This window comes from Sphaerisporangium flaviroseum, from assembly GCF_039537005.1.
Lineage (GTDB): Bacteria > Actinomycetota > Actinomycetes > Streptosporangiales > Streptosporangiaceae > Sphaerisporangium > Sphaerisporangium flaviroseum.
In genome coordinates, this window is the sequence record NZ_BAAAZR010000007.1 from 198,111 (window position 1) to 212,757 (window position 14,647).

A 14,647-nucleotide genomic window follows, 5' to 3' on the forward strand; every position below is an offset into this window, starting at 1 on the left:
TGAGGGTCACGGGCCCGCTGCACATGACACCGTTGAGCCAGAAGGTGTTGGGCACGGGGTTGGCGCCGGTGAGGCTTCCGGTGAACCCCATGCCACTGGCCGTGGCGTTGGTGGCGATGGAGCCGTTGTGGGACATGCTGGTAGCGGTTACGTGCGCGCCGGACTGCGTCCACGTGGCGTTCCAGCCGGACCCGATTCTCTGGCCGGAGTCGGGGAAGTCGAACTCCAGCTTCCAACTGCTGACCGGGTCGCCGAGGTTGGTGATGGCCACATCGCCCTGAAAGCCTCCGCTCCATTGATTGGCGATCTTGTAGGTCACCTTGCACCCGGCGGCGGCCGCCACCGGCATCGTCACCGCTGCTACTCCACCGGCGACGACCAGCGCGGCGGCCAGTCCGGCGGCCGCGACAGTGGCGAGACTCCGTCTCATCAGGAAGTCCTTTCGGCGAACGACGACAGGCCGCCGCCGCCCGCGTCAGAGTGCCGGTCGGGGGCGGCATCCACCGGCACGCCACGCGGCGCACCGCCGACCGAGCCTCCCGAAATTAACCGACCACGTGGACGGCCGCGATCGGTCACCCGGCACGGCGTTCGCCGTGTGAGACGCGGTGTGATCACCCCGCGCGCGGGGGCCGGCCACGCGCCGCGCCGACGGCCGCCTCAGCCTGGGCGAACGCGACCGCCCACCCATCCGGCGAGCCGATCGGCGACCGAAAGGAGCCCTGGCCGCAGCGCTGAAACGTTCAGCCCGCGTCGAGCGCGCCGGGGCGTGCGTCGGCGGGAATGTGAGCGGTCCGGCGCGGTTCCTGGAAGCTGCTGATCCGCCACAGGACCAGTGCCGCGAGGACCGACGCCGCGATGCCGACGAGCGTGCGCATGATCTCCAGCCGCGCCAGCCACGGGAGCGCGTCCTCCTCCAGCAACCACGAAAGGCGGCCCTCGGTGGCCCGGATTACGACGAAGTACACCAGTAGCCCGCCCCACCACAAAAGACCAGCCACGACGGGTGCTCGGCCCGCCTGCCGCCTGCCGTCTGGCGGTGGGCCGGGCCGGCTGCTCAGCCAGATGTCGTCGATGAGCCGCCTGGGCACGGACAGGTTGACGATGGGGACGACCCACGCCAGGACCAGCCATGGCCTGCCGTGACGGTGCCAGCTCCGCCCCTCGGCGTTCGCCCGGACAGGGAACAGCCAGACAATGGAGACCACGGCGGCGACCGTAAGAACACCCAGCCGCAGGTTCGAGCTCAGGTCATCGGGCTCGTCGAGCAACTCGACTTCGCCGGCCGAGGAGGGCTCCCCGGCCGCCATCCGCCCGATCAGGGACCTGACCGTCCCGATCACCCCGGCGATCAGCTCCACCACGCTCCACAGGACCAACGCGGCGATCACCGCGACCGTCCTGCCGTGGACGGGACGCACCTGCGCCCCTGCGAGGGGCGTAGCTGCGCGTCCGCGCCGGGACCGCAGGTGGGGCACTTCACGGCATCGGTGGGCAGCGCGAACCCGCACCGCAGACAGGCCATGAGGACTCCTGCTGCTCAGGTGGACCACGACGATGAAGCGCCTAATGATCGACTAGAGCGTATTTCGAAGTTCGCTGTGCGGCGGTGTGTCGTGGTCTGTAGGTAGTGAGGTCTCCGGTAGAGGGTTCATTGACGCCGCCGTCATCACCAGCTTCCCGGGCCTGGCCGACCTGACCGACGCCCGCGTGCTCGCCGAGCTCGGCGACGACCGCACCCGCTTCGCCGACGCTCGCGCGCTGAAGGCATACACCGGCGTGGCGCCCGTCATCCGCGTCTCGGGCAAGAGCCTGGTCGTCCACCATCGCAAGGTGAAAACCAGCGCTTGGCTGCCGCCGGCCACGTCTGGGCCTTCGCCTCCCTGCGAGCACCTGGTCCTCGGCGCACTATGACCACCGCCGCGATGCCGGTGACCTGCACTCAAGTGCGCTTCGTAACACCTTCAACAAGATGCTCGGCTGCCTGGATCACTGCCTGCAGACCGGCCAGCTCTACAACGAAGCAGCAGCCTTTAATCGAGTAAGCATGGCCGCGTGAAAGGTCCTGTCCAGTCGTCAGGATCGGAGCACCGACCGCCCGGATCCCAGGCCCAGTTGCTCAGCCGCCGCTTCCACGGTCTGTGCGAGCAAGACAGCAATGGTCATAGGGCCGACACCGCCAGGCACGGGTGTGATGAGATTCGCGCGGGTCCGAGCGGTCTCGACGTCGACATCACCGATGTTGCCGGGGTTGTAACCGGCGTCGATCACAATGGCTCCGGGCTTAATGTCCTCGCCGCGGATGAAACGTGGCCGGCCTACGGCGGCGACCAGGATGTCAGCCTGCCGCACGATCGACCCCAAGCCGGTCGTGTGTGAGTGGCAGTAGGTGACCGTGGCGTTGCGGCCGAGCAGCAGCATCCCGACCGGCTTGCCCAGGATGGCGCTTCGGCCGACCACGACGGCGTGTTTGCCGGCCGGGTCGACGTCGTACTCCTCCAGCAACCGCATGATGCCGCCGGGAGTACAGGACACAAAGCCCGGCAGCCCAAAGCTCATCGCAGCGAACGACCGCATCGTGACCCCGTCGACGTCCTTGTCCGGGGCGATGGCCTCGAACGCGACTCGCTCATCAATGTACGGCCCGACCGGGTGCTGCAGCAGAATGCCGTGCACCTCCGGGTCCTGTGACAGGGCGGTGATGGCACCGACCAACTCCGCCGTCGTGGCGGTGGCCGGCAGCCCCAGGTGCCGGGAGACGATGCCGGCTTTCTCACACCGGGCGCGCTTCATGCGGACGTAGGTCACCGATGCGGAGTCGTCTCCGACCAGCACGGTTGCCAGACATGGGGCCGTACCGCTTTCGCGCGTGATTTCTGCGGCCCTAGAGGCGCTGGCCTCGCTGATGCGGTGGGCTAGGTCCGTACCATCCATGAGACGGGCGGTATGTGTCTGGGACACGGGCTACTCCTGCGCGGTCTCTATGACTCGGCCCAGGCGCACGGCACAAACGTGGTGGGGTCGCTTCCCGGTGGTACTCCACCTCAGCGCCAGTCACGACCCGACCTCCACCCTAGTAACAGTCGGCTACAACCCGCACGAGGTCTCGCGAACATGGTGATCAGGGCGTGTGTTGCCGACGTCTTGACCCTTACGCAGATCGGATGTCTGCGGCACCCGATTTAGTCTCCAATCTCCCCTGGTGGGGGAGGCCGTTCGGGCCTGAAAATCGGGGTGGGTGCTCGCTGACGTCGTCTCTCCTTGGTCGTTGAGGCCGTGCTTTAGTCGGACGCCGGGAGCCGCGCCTGTGGGCCTTTTCGCTGTTGCTTCGAGCACGCGGATCAGATTCGCATACCGTCCCCTGCGGCTCCCGCGGGCAACCACCCAGCTCTCCCGGCGGTAAGGAGGCCCGATGCTCGACCAGACCCATGACACCGAAGAGATCATCGAAAGGGTCGCCGCCCTGGATATCGGCAAAGCCACCCTGGTGTGCTGCGCCCGGGTCCCCGACCACAAGGACCCGAGCCGGCGACTGCAGGAGGTACAGACCTACACGACCATGACACGGTCACTGCTGTCGATGGCTTATCGGCTGCGCTGCTTGGGAGTCACCCGCGTGGTCATGGAGGCAACCTCCGATTACTGGGAACCAGCGTTTCTCGGGGCGCTTTGAATGGATTCTGGAATTCCGAAACGGAAAATGGCTTGTCACTCACCAGATGTTCGTGAAGCACGGCACCATCAACGGGAAAGTAATCAAACCATGAACGATCTCGTGAGATTCACGATCCCGGCCGGCTTCATATCGTCGCGAGTCGCCCTGACCACCGAGGAGCTGGTGTGTGGATACAGAAAGGGCTGGCTTTCGCCGGCAGCGCTCGCCGAACTCGCCAGGGACGTGTCGGCGGACCTGCCCGATCTGCCGACCGAGGAGGAGATGCTGTATCTCCTGCCGAGCGAGGTCGAGGAGAAGGTGGGGACGGCCGTCTCTGCGCGCGACGACGTGGACTGTGCCGATCCAGAGATCGGCAAGGTCTGGGGGTATCTGGCGCTCGCGCAGCTGAACGAGCGCCGGGACACGATCTCCGGCTTCTGGGACGTCATCGAGATGATGTGGTCCGATCTCGGTTATCCGGAGGAGATGGAGCCGTTCATCTACCACATCCCCCCGCCTCCGGGTGAGGAGTTCGGCGAGCCGGCCATGCTGCGGCGGCTGGAGTCCTACCTGTCGGAGTGGGCGGATTGGTACAGGACCCGCGGCGATTCGTCGTCGGGCTGACTCGGTGTCGACGACGGGTGAGAACTGGCTCTGTCGCGATCTCCGGATGCTCGTAAGACGTCCCCTAGGAGGGTCCTGAAAATCTTGATGGCCTTTCAGACTGGAATCGGGGATTCAGACTCGGGTCATGATGGGCCGTCGGATGGTTCCGGCCGGGCCTGAGGTGTGGGTCGTGTGTCGGGAGTTGATCCCGGCCGGGAGCGTGTTCACGTTCCTGGCTGGACAGCGGCGGGTGTTGTTCCCGCCGCAGGCGTTCGCTGACATGTATGCGCCGGTCAATGGGCGTCCGTCGGTGCCGCCGGACCTGCTGGCGACGGTGGCGGTGCTGCAGGCGCTGTATGGGCTGTCGGATGAGGAGGCGGTCGCGGCGCTGCGGTTCGATCTGCGCTGGAAGGCCGCCTGTGGGCTGGGGTTATACGACCAGGGGTTCGATCCGTCGCTGCTGACGTATTTCCGGCGGCGGCTGGCCCGCTCCTCGCGTCCGGACCGGATCTTCGAGATCGTCCGGGGAGTGATCGAGCAGACCGGGGTGCTGGCAGGCCGGAATCGGCGAGCGCTGGATTCGGCCGTGCTGCTCGATGCGGTCGCCACTCAGGACACCATCACCCAACTCGTCGCCGCGATCCGCCGGGTGGCCCGCCAGGTGCCCGGCGCCGCCGCGCTCGTCGCGGCGCACTGTCGCGCCCACGATTACACCGATCCGGGCAAGCCGAGGATTGCCTGGGACGATGAGGAGGCCAAGACCACCCTGGTCAGTGGGCTGGTCACCGACGCGCTCACCCTGTTGGACCGGCTGGCCGGCCGGGACCTGGACCAGGCGGCCGCGAGGGCGGTCGGCCTGCCGGCCTTGATCGCCGGGCATGACGTCGAGCCCGCCGACGGCAGCGACGGCACCGACGGAAGGTGGAGGATCGCCCGCCGCACCGCACCGGGCCGGATCATCTCCACCGTCGACCCCGAGGCCCGCCACATCCACAAAAGCGCGCAGCAGCGCGACGACGGCTACAAGGGCCACCTGTCCGTCGAGCCGGAAATTGGCCTGTTCACCGCGGTCGTCCTGCGCCCCGGCGCCGGTGTCGCCCCTCCACGAGGCCGCCGTTGCCCCCGACCTGCTCGCCGACGAGCGCGGCCCGCTGCAGATCCTGGCCGATGCCGCCTACGCCGCCGCCGAACTGCGCGCCGCTCTGACGGCCGCCGGGCACCGGCTACTGATCAAACCGCCCGCGCTCAAGCCCGCCGTCCCCGGCGGGTTCACCCTGGACGACTTCGGAATCGACACCACCACCGGCACGGTCACCTGCCCGGCCGGGCACACCGTCCCCCTCGCCGCCCCCAAGGGCCGCTACCAGCAGCGCCGCGCCACCTTCACCGGGCTGTGCGCCGCCTGCCCCCTGCACGATCGCTGCACCACCGCCAAGACCGGCCGCGTCGTGACCATCCGCCCGCACCACGATCTCCAGGCCGCCGCCCGTCACCAGGCCGCCACCGATCCCGCCTGGCAGGACGACTACCGGCGCTGGCGGCCCATGGTCGAACGCGCCGTGGCCTGGCTGGTGGCCCGCGGCAACCGCCGCCTGCCCTACCGCGGCACCCACGCCAACGACCGCTGGCTCCACCACCGCGCCGCCGCTCTCAACCTCCGCCGCCTGGTCAACCTCGGACTCACACCTCAACAACACCTGGACTCTCACCGCCACCACCCCATAGGCGGCGGACGGACCATCTCATACCGACCCACCCGCCAAGATCTTCAGGACACTCCTAGTCGCCGAGGCGCTCGATGGTGAATGCGGTGAGGAAACCGAGGGTCGTGATGAGGCCGGTGAGGAGGTGAGCCTGCTCGAACGCCTCAGGGATCATGGTGTCGGCGACCATCGCGAGGATGGCCCCGGCGGCGACGGCGGTGATGATCGCGATGACGGCGGGGGAGGCGGCTCCCAAGGTGAGGTTGCCGATCGCCGCCGCGATGCCGCCGGCCAGGGCGATGCCGCTCCAGACTCCGAACACATAACGCGCATCGCGGCCGGCCTTCTTCATACCGGAGGCGCTGGACAGCCCTTCGGGCACGTTGGAGATGAACACCGCGGCCAGGACGGCGACACCTACTCCGCTGCCGTGCAGTAGGGACAGGCCGAGCACCACGGACTCGGGGATGCCGTCGAGCAGGGCGCCGATCGCGATGGCGGCCCCGTTCCCCTCCTGCTGACGTTCGCCGGCCTGCTGGTCCCCCGAGCGTTTGCGGTGCCGAGCACCGTGGCGTGCCAGCCAGGCGTTGGCCGCGACGTAGAGGACCGCCCCGGCCAGGAAGCCGGTCGCGGCCGCACCGAGCCCGCCTGACTGCTCCGCCTCGTCGATGAGTTCGAACGACAGCGCGGAGATCAGCACCCCGGCGCCGAACGCCATGATCGCCGCGATCATCCGGGCCGGCACCCGCACCAGCCAGGCGACCGCGGCTCCGGCGACCAGCGCGCCTCCGGCGAGGAGTCCCCAAAGCCCTGCTTGCAGCCATTGCGGCATGCCGGCCTCTCCGTTCCACAGTGTCGTTAGGTGCCGGTGTCGTCAGTGGCATGAGTGTCGTCACCGTGCCGCTACGGAAGGTGCCGCGTACCCGGCCCAGGCCAGGGAAACCGCTGGGTGGTCGCGTACGGGCCTGTGTCGCCGTCCAGGATGCCAGTGTGCACAGGTTTCGGCACATATGAGGGGCAGGGCGGAGACATGGAACGTGGAAACTCCTGATGGACCCCATGCAGCCGTGCCGCAGACGGGGGAGAGTCGTGACCATTTTGAAGCCGGGCCGGGCTTACGGGTCGACTGATCTCACTGTGCCGTTGATCGGCGAGCCATGACCTAGTTGATCAACCGAGGCGCTCAGGGTGTGATGTGGGATGAGTCACCTCGGGCTTCAGAAGTTTCAGCCCGTGAGCAGGCGCGGAGTCCATGACAGGCGATCGAGATCATACGCTGCCGTGCAGCGTCGTCGAGGCCGTCGCGTTCACGGGCCAGGCAGCCGACGACCAGCGCCTTGACGTCGGCGGTATCGACGTCCTGGCGTACCGCGCCGGCCTGCTGGGCCCTGACCAGTAGGCCGCGCAAGGCATTCCCGAAGTCCCGGTTCGCGGTCGACGCGGCGGCTTGAATGTCGAAGCCTGCGCTGCTGAGTGCGTCGCCGACCGCGTGGTCAGCTGTGCTTTCCTCCACCAGAACGGCGAAGAAGGTGAAGAACGCGGTGGCCGGGTCGTTGTCGGCGGCGAGTTCGTCGGCGCGTTGGACGAGTTGCTCGATGCGGTTGAGGACGACGGCCTTGAACAGCTCCTCTTTCGTCGGGAAGTGCCTGCTGAAGGTGCCGGTGCTGACACCCGCCCGCCGTGCGATCTCGCGCACGGATACCGAGACGCCGTGTTCGGCGAAGGCGGCGAATGCGGCTTCCAGAAGCCGCGCCTGGTTGCGACGGCCGTCGGCACGCTGGCGTCTGACCGGTCTGGATGCAGGTCGGTCGTCCGTCGCGCTCGGTTCTGGCTCGCCTGGGTGTCGTTCCTGTGGCATCGATGCCGATCCTAGACAGCGGTTGCGCCCGTCGCAGTGTCCACTGTCGACGGGCGTGACGGTCATATCTGGAAGGGCTCGGACCCGCTGATCTCGTACTGCGCGATCTCCATGCTGAGTACGGCCGGGGTGGGCTGCGCCGGTGGGGCCATCGCGGCCAGGTGAGCTGCGAGGTGCTCCTTGGACTCCCACCGCTCGTACACATTGACCCGGCCGGGCTCGACCGGATCAGCGGCCACCACGTAGTCGAGGCATCCCGGTTCGGCTCGCGTCTGTCGCACAGACGCTTGCAGGCTGGAGAGCAACGCTTGGCGGTGCCCCGGATCGACGTAGCCCTTACCGGCGACGATCACCATGTTCTACCTCCGTGCGCGTGGTGTGTCATGGCAGGATAACACTTAAGCGGGACGCGTGTCCCGTATAAGTGTCGGTATACCACCCCTGAGAAAGGCGACATCATGCGTCTTGCCGTCTTTGGCGCCACGGGTCGTTCCGGTCGCGTCCTCGTCGAGCAGGCCCTCCAGCGTGGACATCACGTGACCGCCCTGAGCAGGGACCCAGCGGCCATCCCGCCCCGCGAACACCTCCACGTGGTGACCGGTGACGTACGTGACTTCACCACGGTCGCGCAGACAATCGAAGATGCGCACGCCGTCATCAGCACTCTCGGCAGGCAGCGGCGCGGACCAGCGATCTGCACAGAAGGAACCCGCACCATCTTGTCGGCAATGGCCGCCGATCGACCACGTCGGCTCCTCATCCTCACCAACTACGGCGTCGCGGAAAGCCGTCACCGCAGCCTGTACGTCGCCGCCTCATGGCTGTTGGAGCGGTCAGTGCTCCGCGACAAAGAACACATGGAAGCCCTGGTGCGGCCAAGCGAGACCGAGTGGACGCTGGTCCGGGCACCGATCCTGACCAACGGACCGCGTACTGGTCGCTACCGCACCGGTACCGACCTCCGGCTGACCTTCACTTCCAAGGTGTCCCGCGCGGACATCGCCGAATTCATGCTGTCCGAACTCGAAGAAAACGCCTACCTGCGCCAAGGCGTCGCTATCACCTCCTAAACGGCCTCTGGCTGCGCAACGTGCTCTGCGCGAGTAGGAGTCCTGGAGGTCATCGCCGCGGGAGGCCGGCGGTGTCAGTTCCCACTGCATTTTCGCACCCATTGATCATCGACCGGTGTCGGCTCTGGCCTGCCCAGGCGCCCGGACCTCGGCGAGTCCGTTGGGGGCGTCGCAGTCGAGGGGGAGCGTGCCGACGTCGGGGTGGTGGATGGTCCTGGTGTACTACCGAACGAGCTCCTCGACCGCCGGCCGGTCAACGAACAAGGCCTCCACCGACGGCGTGTCCGCGCAGACCGGGACCAGATAGGTGGACAGGTTCGGGTTGACGACCCGCGCCGTGTTCGGGTCCACCATCGTGTGCTCCATCAGCGCGAAGCCGATCCTCCAGGTCACGCCGCCGATGACCTGCCCGCGCGGTCCGGTGGTTGAGCACCCGTCCCGGGTCGTGCGCGGTCACGACATCCGCGCCGCCTGGGACGCCGGGCCAACCACGCTGGGTATCGTGGACGACCCCGCCGACACGGACGCGGGCGGGTACGTGGTGTCGCCGAGCAGCGTCGTGACGTGGTCGAGCGGCAGCCATAGGTGTGGGTCTCGGTGGCCATGCCCCAGCCGACGTACTCGTCGCCGTCCCTGGTCGTCACCGGCCTGGGGTTGCGCCAGGCCCAGCCGAACGCCTCGGCCGCGGCCCGGTAGCACTCCAGCAGGTGCTTGCCGGCGTAGGGCAGGCCGGTCCTGGCTCTCCCCTCGTAGCGTGGAGGCCTGACCTAAGAAGGGTTGGGCGTGGGAGAGGCCAGACGTAGGTTCGATCCGGAGTTCCGGGCGGGCGCGGTGCGCATCGTCCGGGAGACGGGAAAGTCGATCGCTCAGGTTGCCAAGGGACCTGGGCATTAATGCGGGCACGCTGGCCAACTGGGTGCAGATGGATCGGCTGGCTCGGAGCAGGACGCCGGTTCGGGCGGGGAGTTGGTCGAGTCCAAACGTGAGGAACTGGCGCGTTTGCGCAGGCAGAAGGCCGAGTGGGCCAAGGAACGCGCCGAGTTGGAGATGGAGCGCGGGTGTCCTCAAGCGCTCGGTGGTCCTCTGGGTGAAGGAAGCGACGGGCCGGTGAGCGTGGCGGCCTTCATCGCTTCCCAGAAGACCGAGCATCACATCTGCCACGGTCGCTATGAAAGATCACCCCGTCGACGGCGCCGCCATACGGGATCTTGCGATGCGATCCCATTCTTGTAATACGGCGTGTCAAGGAGTATTGCCGAGCCTTGGAGGTCGATCCCCGGCCTCGGGGAGCCGGTTCCCGCCGTGTAAGGATGAATGGGGGGCGCGGAGTCGCCCTCGCAGCGCCACCGATCAGGTGCGCGATCACTGAATCCCCGCCAGGCGTGCGGAAACGCCGTTCCACACAGGGGGAACGCATGCTGGAAGTCATCGGGGCCGGCATGGGCCGGACCGGTACGTACTCGCTCAAGGCGGCCCTGGAACTCCTCGGCCACGGGCCATGTCATCACATGTCCTCTCTCGACGGGGACGTCGACCGGATCAGGGCCTGGGAGGCGGCGGCCCGAGGCGAACGGGTGGCATGGGACGAGCTGCTGGACGGATACCGCGCGACCGTCGACTGGCCGTCGTGCTACTTCTGGCGGGAACTGCTGGACGTGTACCAGGAAGCACGGGTGATCCTCACCGTGCGGGACACCGGCAGGTGGTACGCGAGCGTGCGCGACACGATCTACCGGTCCAGCCACCGGCAGCCGGGATGGCCCGGGATGCTGATGCGGCTGGAGGGCTGGGCCTGCCGGGGGCTTCGTTGCCGCCGCCGGATGTGCGAGAGGGTGATCTGGGAGGGCACCTTCGGGGACCGGTTCGGCGACCCCGACTACGCGATGGCCGTCTTCGAGTGGCATACCGCCCACGTGCTGGCCGAGGTGCCCGCCGACCGGCTGCTGGTGTACGAGGTGGGCCAGGGCTGGGAGCCGCTGTGCGACTTCCTCCAGGTCCCCGTACCGGACGAGCCGTTCCCCCACCTGAACGACACGGCCGCGTTCCAGCAGATGGCGGCCCGGCGTCGCAGACGGGTACTGACCCTGCGCTCACCCGAGGCCGGCGGCCACACGGCGGTCCGGTGAACGGGGGGATGCGTTCCCTGGCCGGCGCGCGGCGGGTGCCGGCGGCGATGGCGGAGACGTACTACGCGCAGGGGTGGTGGCGCCGGGAGTCGTTCGTCGACGACCTCCGCGACGCGGCGTCCGCGGTCCCCGGCCGCACGGCGTTCATCAACTGGCGCCGTGACGAGGGACGCGAGGTCACGGTGACCTTCGGCGAGCTGGCCGAGTACGTCGGCCGCCTGTCGTCGGGGCTGCGCGAGCTCGGGGTACGCCCTGGCGGCGCGGTCGCCTTCCAGCTTCCCAACTGGTGGGAGACCGCGGCGCTGACCCTCGCCTGCCTGGACGCCGGTGCGGTCGCCGTGCCGATGATGATGACGCTGGGGGCGCGCGAGGTGGAACGCGTACTCGCCGGCACGCAAGCGACCGTCCGCGTCACCGTCGACCATCGGGACGACCAGCTCCCCCTGCGCATGGCCTTCGGCAACTCCCATACGACCAGGGTGATCCCCTTCACCGACCTCCTCGCGGGCTCCCGCGCTCCGCGTACACCCCTCTCGCGAGCCGGGGACGGAGGAAGCGACGAGGTGTCCCTGGTGCTGTTCACGTCCGGGACGACGGGGGAGGCCAAGGGTGTGCTGCACACCCCCAACACGCAGTACGCGTCCACCCGGCCGAGGCATGGAGCTCTACGCGACGTGCGCGATCCGAGGGTGGCCACACCGGCCGATCTGACGCATTCGGTGGGGATGCGGACCAACGTGCTCACGCCCCTGGTGGCGCGATGCACTTCCGTGTTCGCCGACACGCGCGACCCGGAGATCTGGCTGGACCTCCTGGCACGGCACCACGTCACCCATTTCCTCGGGGCGCCGCAGATGCTGGGCAACCTGGCCCGAGCGCAGCGGCGGCGACGCCGTCCACTGCCCGACCTATGCGTGGTGACCAGCACCGGCGCCCCACTGCCCGCCTCGCTCGTCGCTCCGCTCAGGGAACTGCTCTGCCCGCGCCTGGTCAACGGCTTCGGCATGACGGAGACCGGCGGGCTCACCCTGACGGCCGTCGACGACCCGCCGGACTGGCCCGGCCAGAGCATCGGCCGCCCCACCCCAGGCCGCGAAGCCCGCCTCGTCCCCGACACCCCGGACTCCGACGGCCGCGAGGCGGGCGGCACGGTGTTCCGGTTGCAGGTACGGGGTCCATCGGTGTGCGTGGGGACCTTCGAGCTCAGCAGCGGGCGGCTGACGTGGGCCCCGGACACCACCGGCGGCTGGTACGACACCGGCGACCTCGTCGGGGAGGACGGGCGTGGCGGCCTGCGCTACCTGTCCAGGGTCGCCGACCGCATCGGCAGCCCGCACCCGATCCCGGTCCTGGAGGTCGAGGACGAACTGCTGGGACACCCGGCCGTCGCCGACGTCGCCATCGTCGGATGCCAGAACGCCGACGGTGTGGAGATGGTGTGCGCCGTCGTCGTACCTGAAGGCACCCCGCCCACTCTGGACGGCCTGCGAGCCCACCTCCTTCAGCGCGGCATGACCGAGTGGTACCTCCCCACCCACCTCACCTGCGTCAACGCCCTCCCGCGCAACCCCCTGGGCAAAGTCATGAAGAACAAACTCCGCGACCACCTCCGAACACCCACCGAAGCGTGACCACAACCGAGCCGGCCTGGCGGTATGCGGATGATCGTCCAGTTAGCGGTGTGTCGACGCACGTACCCGAGCCGGTCGGCTCAGCGATCGGCTGGGTTGTTCGCAGGGGTTTCGGCGTTTCGGAAGGGCCATGCGTTGGGGCGGCAGCGTTGGAGGGATATCGTCTGCTGCGCCATCACCGGAGCCCGCCTGCCGGCGCCGTGGCAGAACTCGTGGCCGCGCCCGAGCGCGTGCCCCACCTCGTGGTTGATCACGTACTCCCGGTAGGAGGCCAGGTCGCCCGCGGTATCCCGGGATACCCCGGCCCCACCGCTTCGCGTTGATGACGTCATCTCCCACACTTGCAAGATCCCAATGGCGTGGAGTACATCCGTGACCACGTGGTTGGCCTGGTGGTCAACATCGGGGCAGGTGCCCCGGTCGATCCAGATCGTTCGGAGACCCGCAGCATGTCCGCCAGCGATGTCGGCGGCGAGGTTGTCACCGATCACCCAACCGCCCTCGGCAAGGGTCATACCGCAGCGCTTAGCCGCGATCTCAAACAGAGCGACCTCAGGCTTACGAAACCCCTCGACTCCCGAAAGCGCGTAGGCGTCTACTGCCTCGGCTAACCCCGTCTGCTGGATCTTCCCGAGTTGGTTGTCCGCCGTCCCATTGGTCACGATCGCAACGCGCCACCCGATAGCCCGTAGCCGGGGCAGGCCGTCCAGGACTTCAGGCCGACAGTGCACGAGGTACGGCATGCGCGTACGGTAGCGGCGCCACAGCTCCTCGGCCGGCTCAGGCGGCGTGAAGCGCTCACGGACCTTAGCGAAGAACACCTCACGGTGCGGAACGCCGTCCCGGTCCAGAGCGATCGACTCACCCGATCTCAAACGCGAGCATGGCATGGCATCTGATCATTGACACAGCAACGGATCGCCTTCGCTACCGTGAAGCCCCATGACAGACCGGAACCGTGACGTCAGTCAGCACAACGAACAGCCGCTGATCGGCGATGGCGTCACTCAGGGAATCGTGCGAGTGGGCGACACCGTCCGCCGCCCGGTCCGGCCCTTCACCGCGACAGTCCAGGCATACCTGGCGCACCTGCACACCGCAGGCTTCTCCGAAGCTCCGGTTCCCCTGGGCCTGGATGACCAGGGCCGCGAGGTACTGTCGTTCGTTCCCGGTGACGTCCCACGCGACCCCCTCCCGTCGGACACCGCAGGTGAAGCGGTCCTAGTCGAACTCGCGCGGCTTATCCGCCGCCTTCATGACGCTGCTCAGGGCTGGGTGCCACCTGCGGACGCTGTCTGGGGAGGAGTTCCCGGGGCGCGAAGCACGAATTCGACCCCTGATGGCGAGCCCTTGCTGGTGAGCCACCGCGACTACTGCCCTGGCAACGTCGTCTTCCGCAACGGCCTGCCCGCGGCGCTCATCGACTTCGACCTCGCCAAGCCGACAACGAGGATCGACGACCTCGCCAACGTCCTCTACTACTGGGCGCCACTGCTACACCCGAAGGACAGGGCACCCGCATTCGCAGACCTCAACATCTCACGCCGCGTCGCGGTGTTCGCCGACGCCTACGGCATGACCCCGCCGCAGCGCCGGGCCCTGATCCCCGCAGCGACCGCCATGATCTACCGCTTCCACGTCAACATGCGCGCAGCCGCCGAGGTCGACCAGGTGTTCAAACGCTTCTGGGATGAGGGCGCGAAGGATCGCCTACCTCGGGCTGAAGCCTGGATCCACAACGAAGGCCCTGCCATCACCGCACACCTGACCACCGTCCGCTGAGCAACAACCCACCAAGCTGCCAGTGGCCACCTGGCGGGGCCAGTCACAGTGACCGAGCCAGCTCATCACTCTTCGACAACGATTGGCCCCTGATCACCGGCCGTCCTGCTTGCATCACCACCTGTCGACGATATGGCCTGCAAGGCAGAAGCGCAGATAGGAACCCCTCCTTGTTGATCAACTCAAGATAAGACGAGAACCGAAGTGAGCGATCGT

General features: G+C 67.9%; 15 protein-coding genes, 1 pseudogene and 1 riboswitch. Of the genes and pseudogenes, 8 read left to right on the top strand and 8 right to left on the bottom strand.

Translation table 11 applies throughout. The annotated features are described in order from the left end of the window. The coding region (locus ABD810_RS16210) for a cellulose binding domain-containing protein (protein ID WP_344939906.1) at positions 1–430 on the bottom strand (430 nt) is incomplete at its 3' end. Positions 431–743: 313 nt separating this feature from the next. Beyond that, positions 744–1,421, bottom strand: a complete 678-nt coding sequence (locus ABD810_RS16215; protein ID WP_344939909.1) for a DUF4328 domain-containing protein — start codon at positions 1,419–1,421, stop codon at positions 744–746. Between the two features lie 190 nt (positions 1,422–1,611). Between ABD810_RS16215 and ABD810_RS16220 the strand changes: the two genes are divergently transcribed. Beyond that, positions 1,612–1,914, top strand: coding sequence for a transposase (locus ABD810_RS16220; protein WP_344939912.1), 303 nt, complete (start codon positions 1,612–1,614; stop codon positions 1,912–1,914). A gap of 162 nt (positions 1,915–2,076) precedes the next feature. On the opposite strand, the gene ABD810_RS16225 is transcribed toward ABD810_RS16220, so the two are convergent. Then, complete coding sequence (locus ABD810_RS16225; protein ID WP_344939915.1) at positions 2,077–2,961, bottom strand: bifunctional 5,10-methylenetetrahydrofolate dehydrogenase/5,10-methenyltetrahydrofolate cyclohydrolase; 885 nt, start codon at positions 2,959–2,961, stop codon at positions 2,077–2,079. Positions 2,962–2,984: 23 nt separating this feature from the next. Further along, a riboswitch (ZMP/ZTP riboswitch) is annotated at positions 2,985–3,068 on the bottom strand. A gap of 344 nt (positions 3,069–3,412) precedes the next feature. On the opposite strand from ABD810_RS16225, the gene ABD810_RS16230 reads away from it, so the two are divergent. The 3 genes and pseudogenes from ABD810_RS16230 (at position 3,413) to ABD810_RS16240 (ending at position 5,986) form a co-directional block, all read left to right on the top strand. Further along, a complete protein-coding gene (locus ABD810_RS16230; protein ID WP_344939919.1) occupies positions 3,413–3,673 on the top strand; it encodes a hypothetical protein in 261 nt (86 codons plus the stop codon). 90 nt (positions 3,674–3,763) lie between these two features. Then, a complete protein-coding gene (locus tag ABD810_RS16235) occupies positions 3,764–4,279 on the top strand; it encodes a DUF2247 family protein (protein ID WP_344939922.1) in 516 nt (171 codons plus the stop codon). Between the two features lie 127 nt (positions 4,280–4,406). Then, a pseudogene (locus ABD810_RS16240) lies at positions 4,407–5,986 on the top strand (IS1182 family transposase). 54 nt (positions 5,987–6,040) lie between these two features. On the opposite strand, the gene ABD810_RS16245 reads toward ABD810_RS16240, so the two are convergent. The 3 genes from ABD810_RS16245 to ABD810_RS16255 form a co-directional block, all read right to left on the bottom strand. Then, positions 6,041–6,796, bottom strand: a complete 756-nt coding sequence (locus ABD810_RS16245; RefSeq protein WP_344939925.1) for a ZIP family metal transporter — start codon at positions 6,794–6,796, stop codon at positions 6,041–6,043. A gap of 351 nt (positions 6,797–7,147) precedes the next feature. After that, entirely contained in the window at positions 7,148–7,822 is a 675-nt protein-coding gene (locus ABD810_RS16250; RefSeq protein WP_344939928.1) for a TetR/AcrR family transcriptional regulator, read from the bottom strand. Positions 7,823–7,884: 62 nt separating this feature from the next. After that, the gene (locus ABD810_RS16255) at positions 7,885–8,178 is read right to left on the bottom strand and encodes a putative quinol monooxygenase (RefSeq protein ID WP_344939931.1); all 294 of its coding nucleotides are present in this window, start codon (positions 8,176–8,178) and stop codon (positions 7,885–7,887) included. Positions 8,179–8,280: 102 nt separating this feature from the next. Between ABD810_RS16255 and ABD810_RS16260 the strand changes: the two genes are divergently transcribed. Further along, positions 8,281–8,892 (top strand): NAD(P)-dependent oxidoreductase, encoded by a 612-nt coding sequence (locus ABD810_RS16260; RefSeq protein WP_344939934.1) that lies wholly within the window; start codon positions 8,281–8,283, stop codon positions 8,890–8,892. A gap of 222 nt (positions 8,893–9,114) precedes the next feature. Here ABD810_RS16260 and ABD810_RS16265 read toward each other — a convergent pair whose 3' ends face one another. Beyond that, complete coding sequence (locus ABD810_RS16265; RefSeq protein ID WP_344939937.1) at positions 9,115–9,285, bottom strand: hypothetical protein; 171 nt, start codon at positions 9,283–9,285, stop codon at positions 9,115–9,117. A gap of 1,022 nt (positions 9,286–10,307) precedes the next feature. Here ABD810_RS16265 and ABD810_RS16270 point away from each other — a divergent pair. Both ABD810_RS16270 and ABD810_RS16275 read left to right on the top strand, forming a co-directional pair. Then, positions 10,308–11,018 (top strand): sulfotransferase family protein, encoded by a 711-nt coding sequence (locus ABD810_RS16270; protein WP_344939940.1) that lies wholly within the window; start codon positions 10,308–10,310, stop codon positions 11,016–11,018. Between the two features lie 8 nt (positions 11,019–11,026). Next, positions 11,027–12,649, top strand: coding sequence for an AMP-binding protein (locus tag ABD810_RS16275; RefSeq protein ID WP_344939943.1), 1,623 nt, complete (start codon positions 11,027–11,029; stop codon positions 12,647–12,649). 80 nt (positions 12,650–12,729) lie between these two features. On the opposite strand, the gene ABD810_RS16280 is transcribed toward ABD810_RS16275, so the two are convergent. Then, positions 12,730–13,539 carry an HAD-IA family hydrolase gene (locus tag ABD810_RS16280; RefSeq protein WP_344939946.1) on the bottom strand — a complete coding sequence of 270 codons (810 nt, stop codon included), beginning with the start codon at positions 13,537–13,539 and terminating at the stop codon, positions 12,730–12,732. Between the two features lie 133 nt (positions 13,540–13,672). Between ABD810_RS16280 and ABD810_RS16285 the strand changes: the two genes are divergently transcribed. Continuing rightward, a complete protein-coding gene (locus ABD810_RS16285) occupies positions 13,673–14,431 on the top strand; it encodes a phosphotransferase enzyme family protein (protein ID WP_344939948.1) in 759 nt (252 codons plus the stop codon). Positions 14,432–14,647: the final 216 nt, after the last annotated feature.

Excerpts from the sequence above, each read along its gene's own strand:
- ABD810_RS16230 (WP_344939919.1), top strand. The coding sequence starts at position 3,413 with ATGCTCGACCAGACCCATGACACCGAAGAGATCATCGAAAGGGTCGCC.
- ABD810_RS16235 (WP_344939922.1), top strand. The coding sequence starts at position 3,764 with ATGAACGATCTCGTGAGATTCACGATCCCGGCCGGCTTCATATCGTCG.
- ABD810_RS16245 (WP_344939925.1), bottom strand. The coding sequence starts at position 6,796 with ATGCCGCAATGGCTGCAAGCAGGGCTTTGGGGACTCCTCGCCGGAGGC.
- ABD810_RS16250 (WP_344939928.1), bottom strand. The coding sequence starts at position 7,822 with ATGCCACAGGAACGACACCCAGGCGAGCCAGAACCGAGCGCGACGGAC.
- ABD810_RS16255 (WP_344939931.1), bottom strand. The coding sequence starts at position 8,178 with ATGGTGATCGTCGCCGGTAAGGGCTACGTCGATCCGGGGCACCGCCAA.
- ABD810_RS16260 (WP_344939934.1), top strand. The coding sequence starts at position 8,281 with ATGCGTCTTGCCGTCTTTGGCGCCACGGGTCGTTCCGGTCGCGTCCTC.
- ABD810_RS16270 (WP_344939940.1), top strand. The coding sequence starts at position 10,308 with ATGCTGGAAGTCATCGGGGCCGGCATGGGCCGGACCGGTACGTACTCG.
- ABD810_RS16275 (WP_344939943.1), top strand. The coding sequence starts at position 11,027 with ATGCGTTCCCTGGCCGGCGCGCGGCGGGTGCCGGCGGCGATGGCGGAG.
- ABD810_RS16280 (WP_344939946.1), bottom strand. The coding sequence starts at position 13,539 with ATGCCATGCTCGCGTTTGAGATCGGGTGAGTCGATCGCTCTGGACCGG.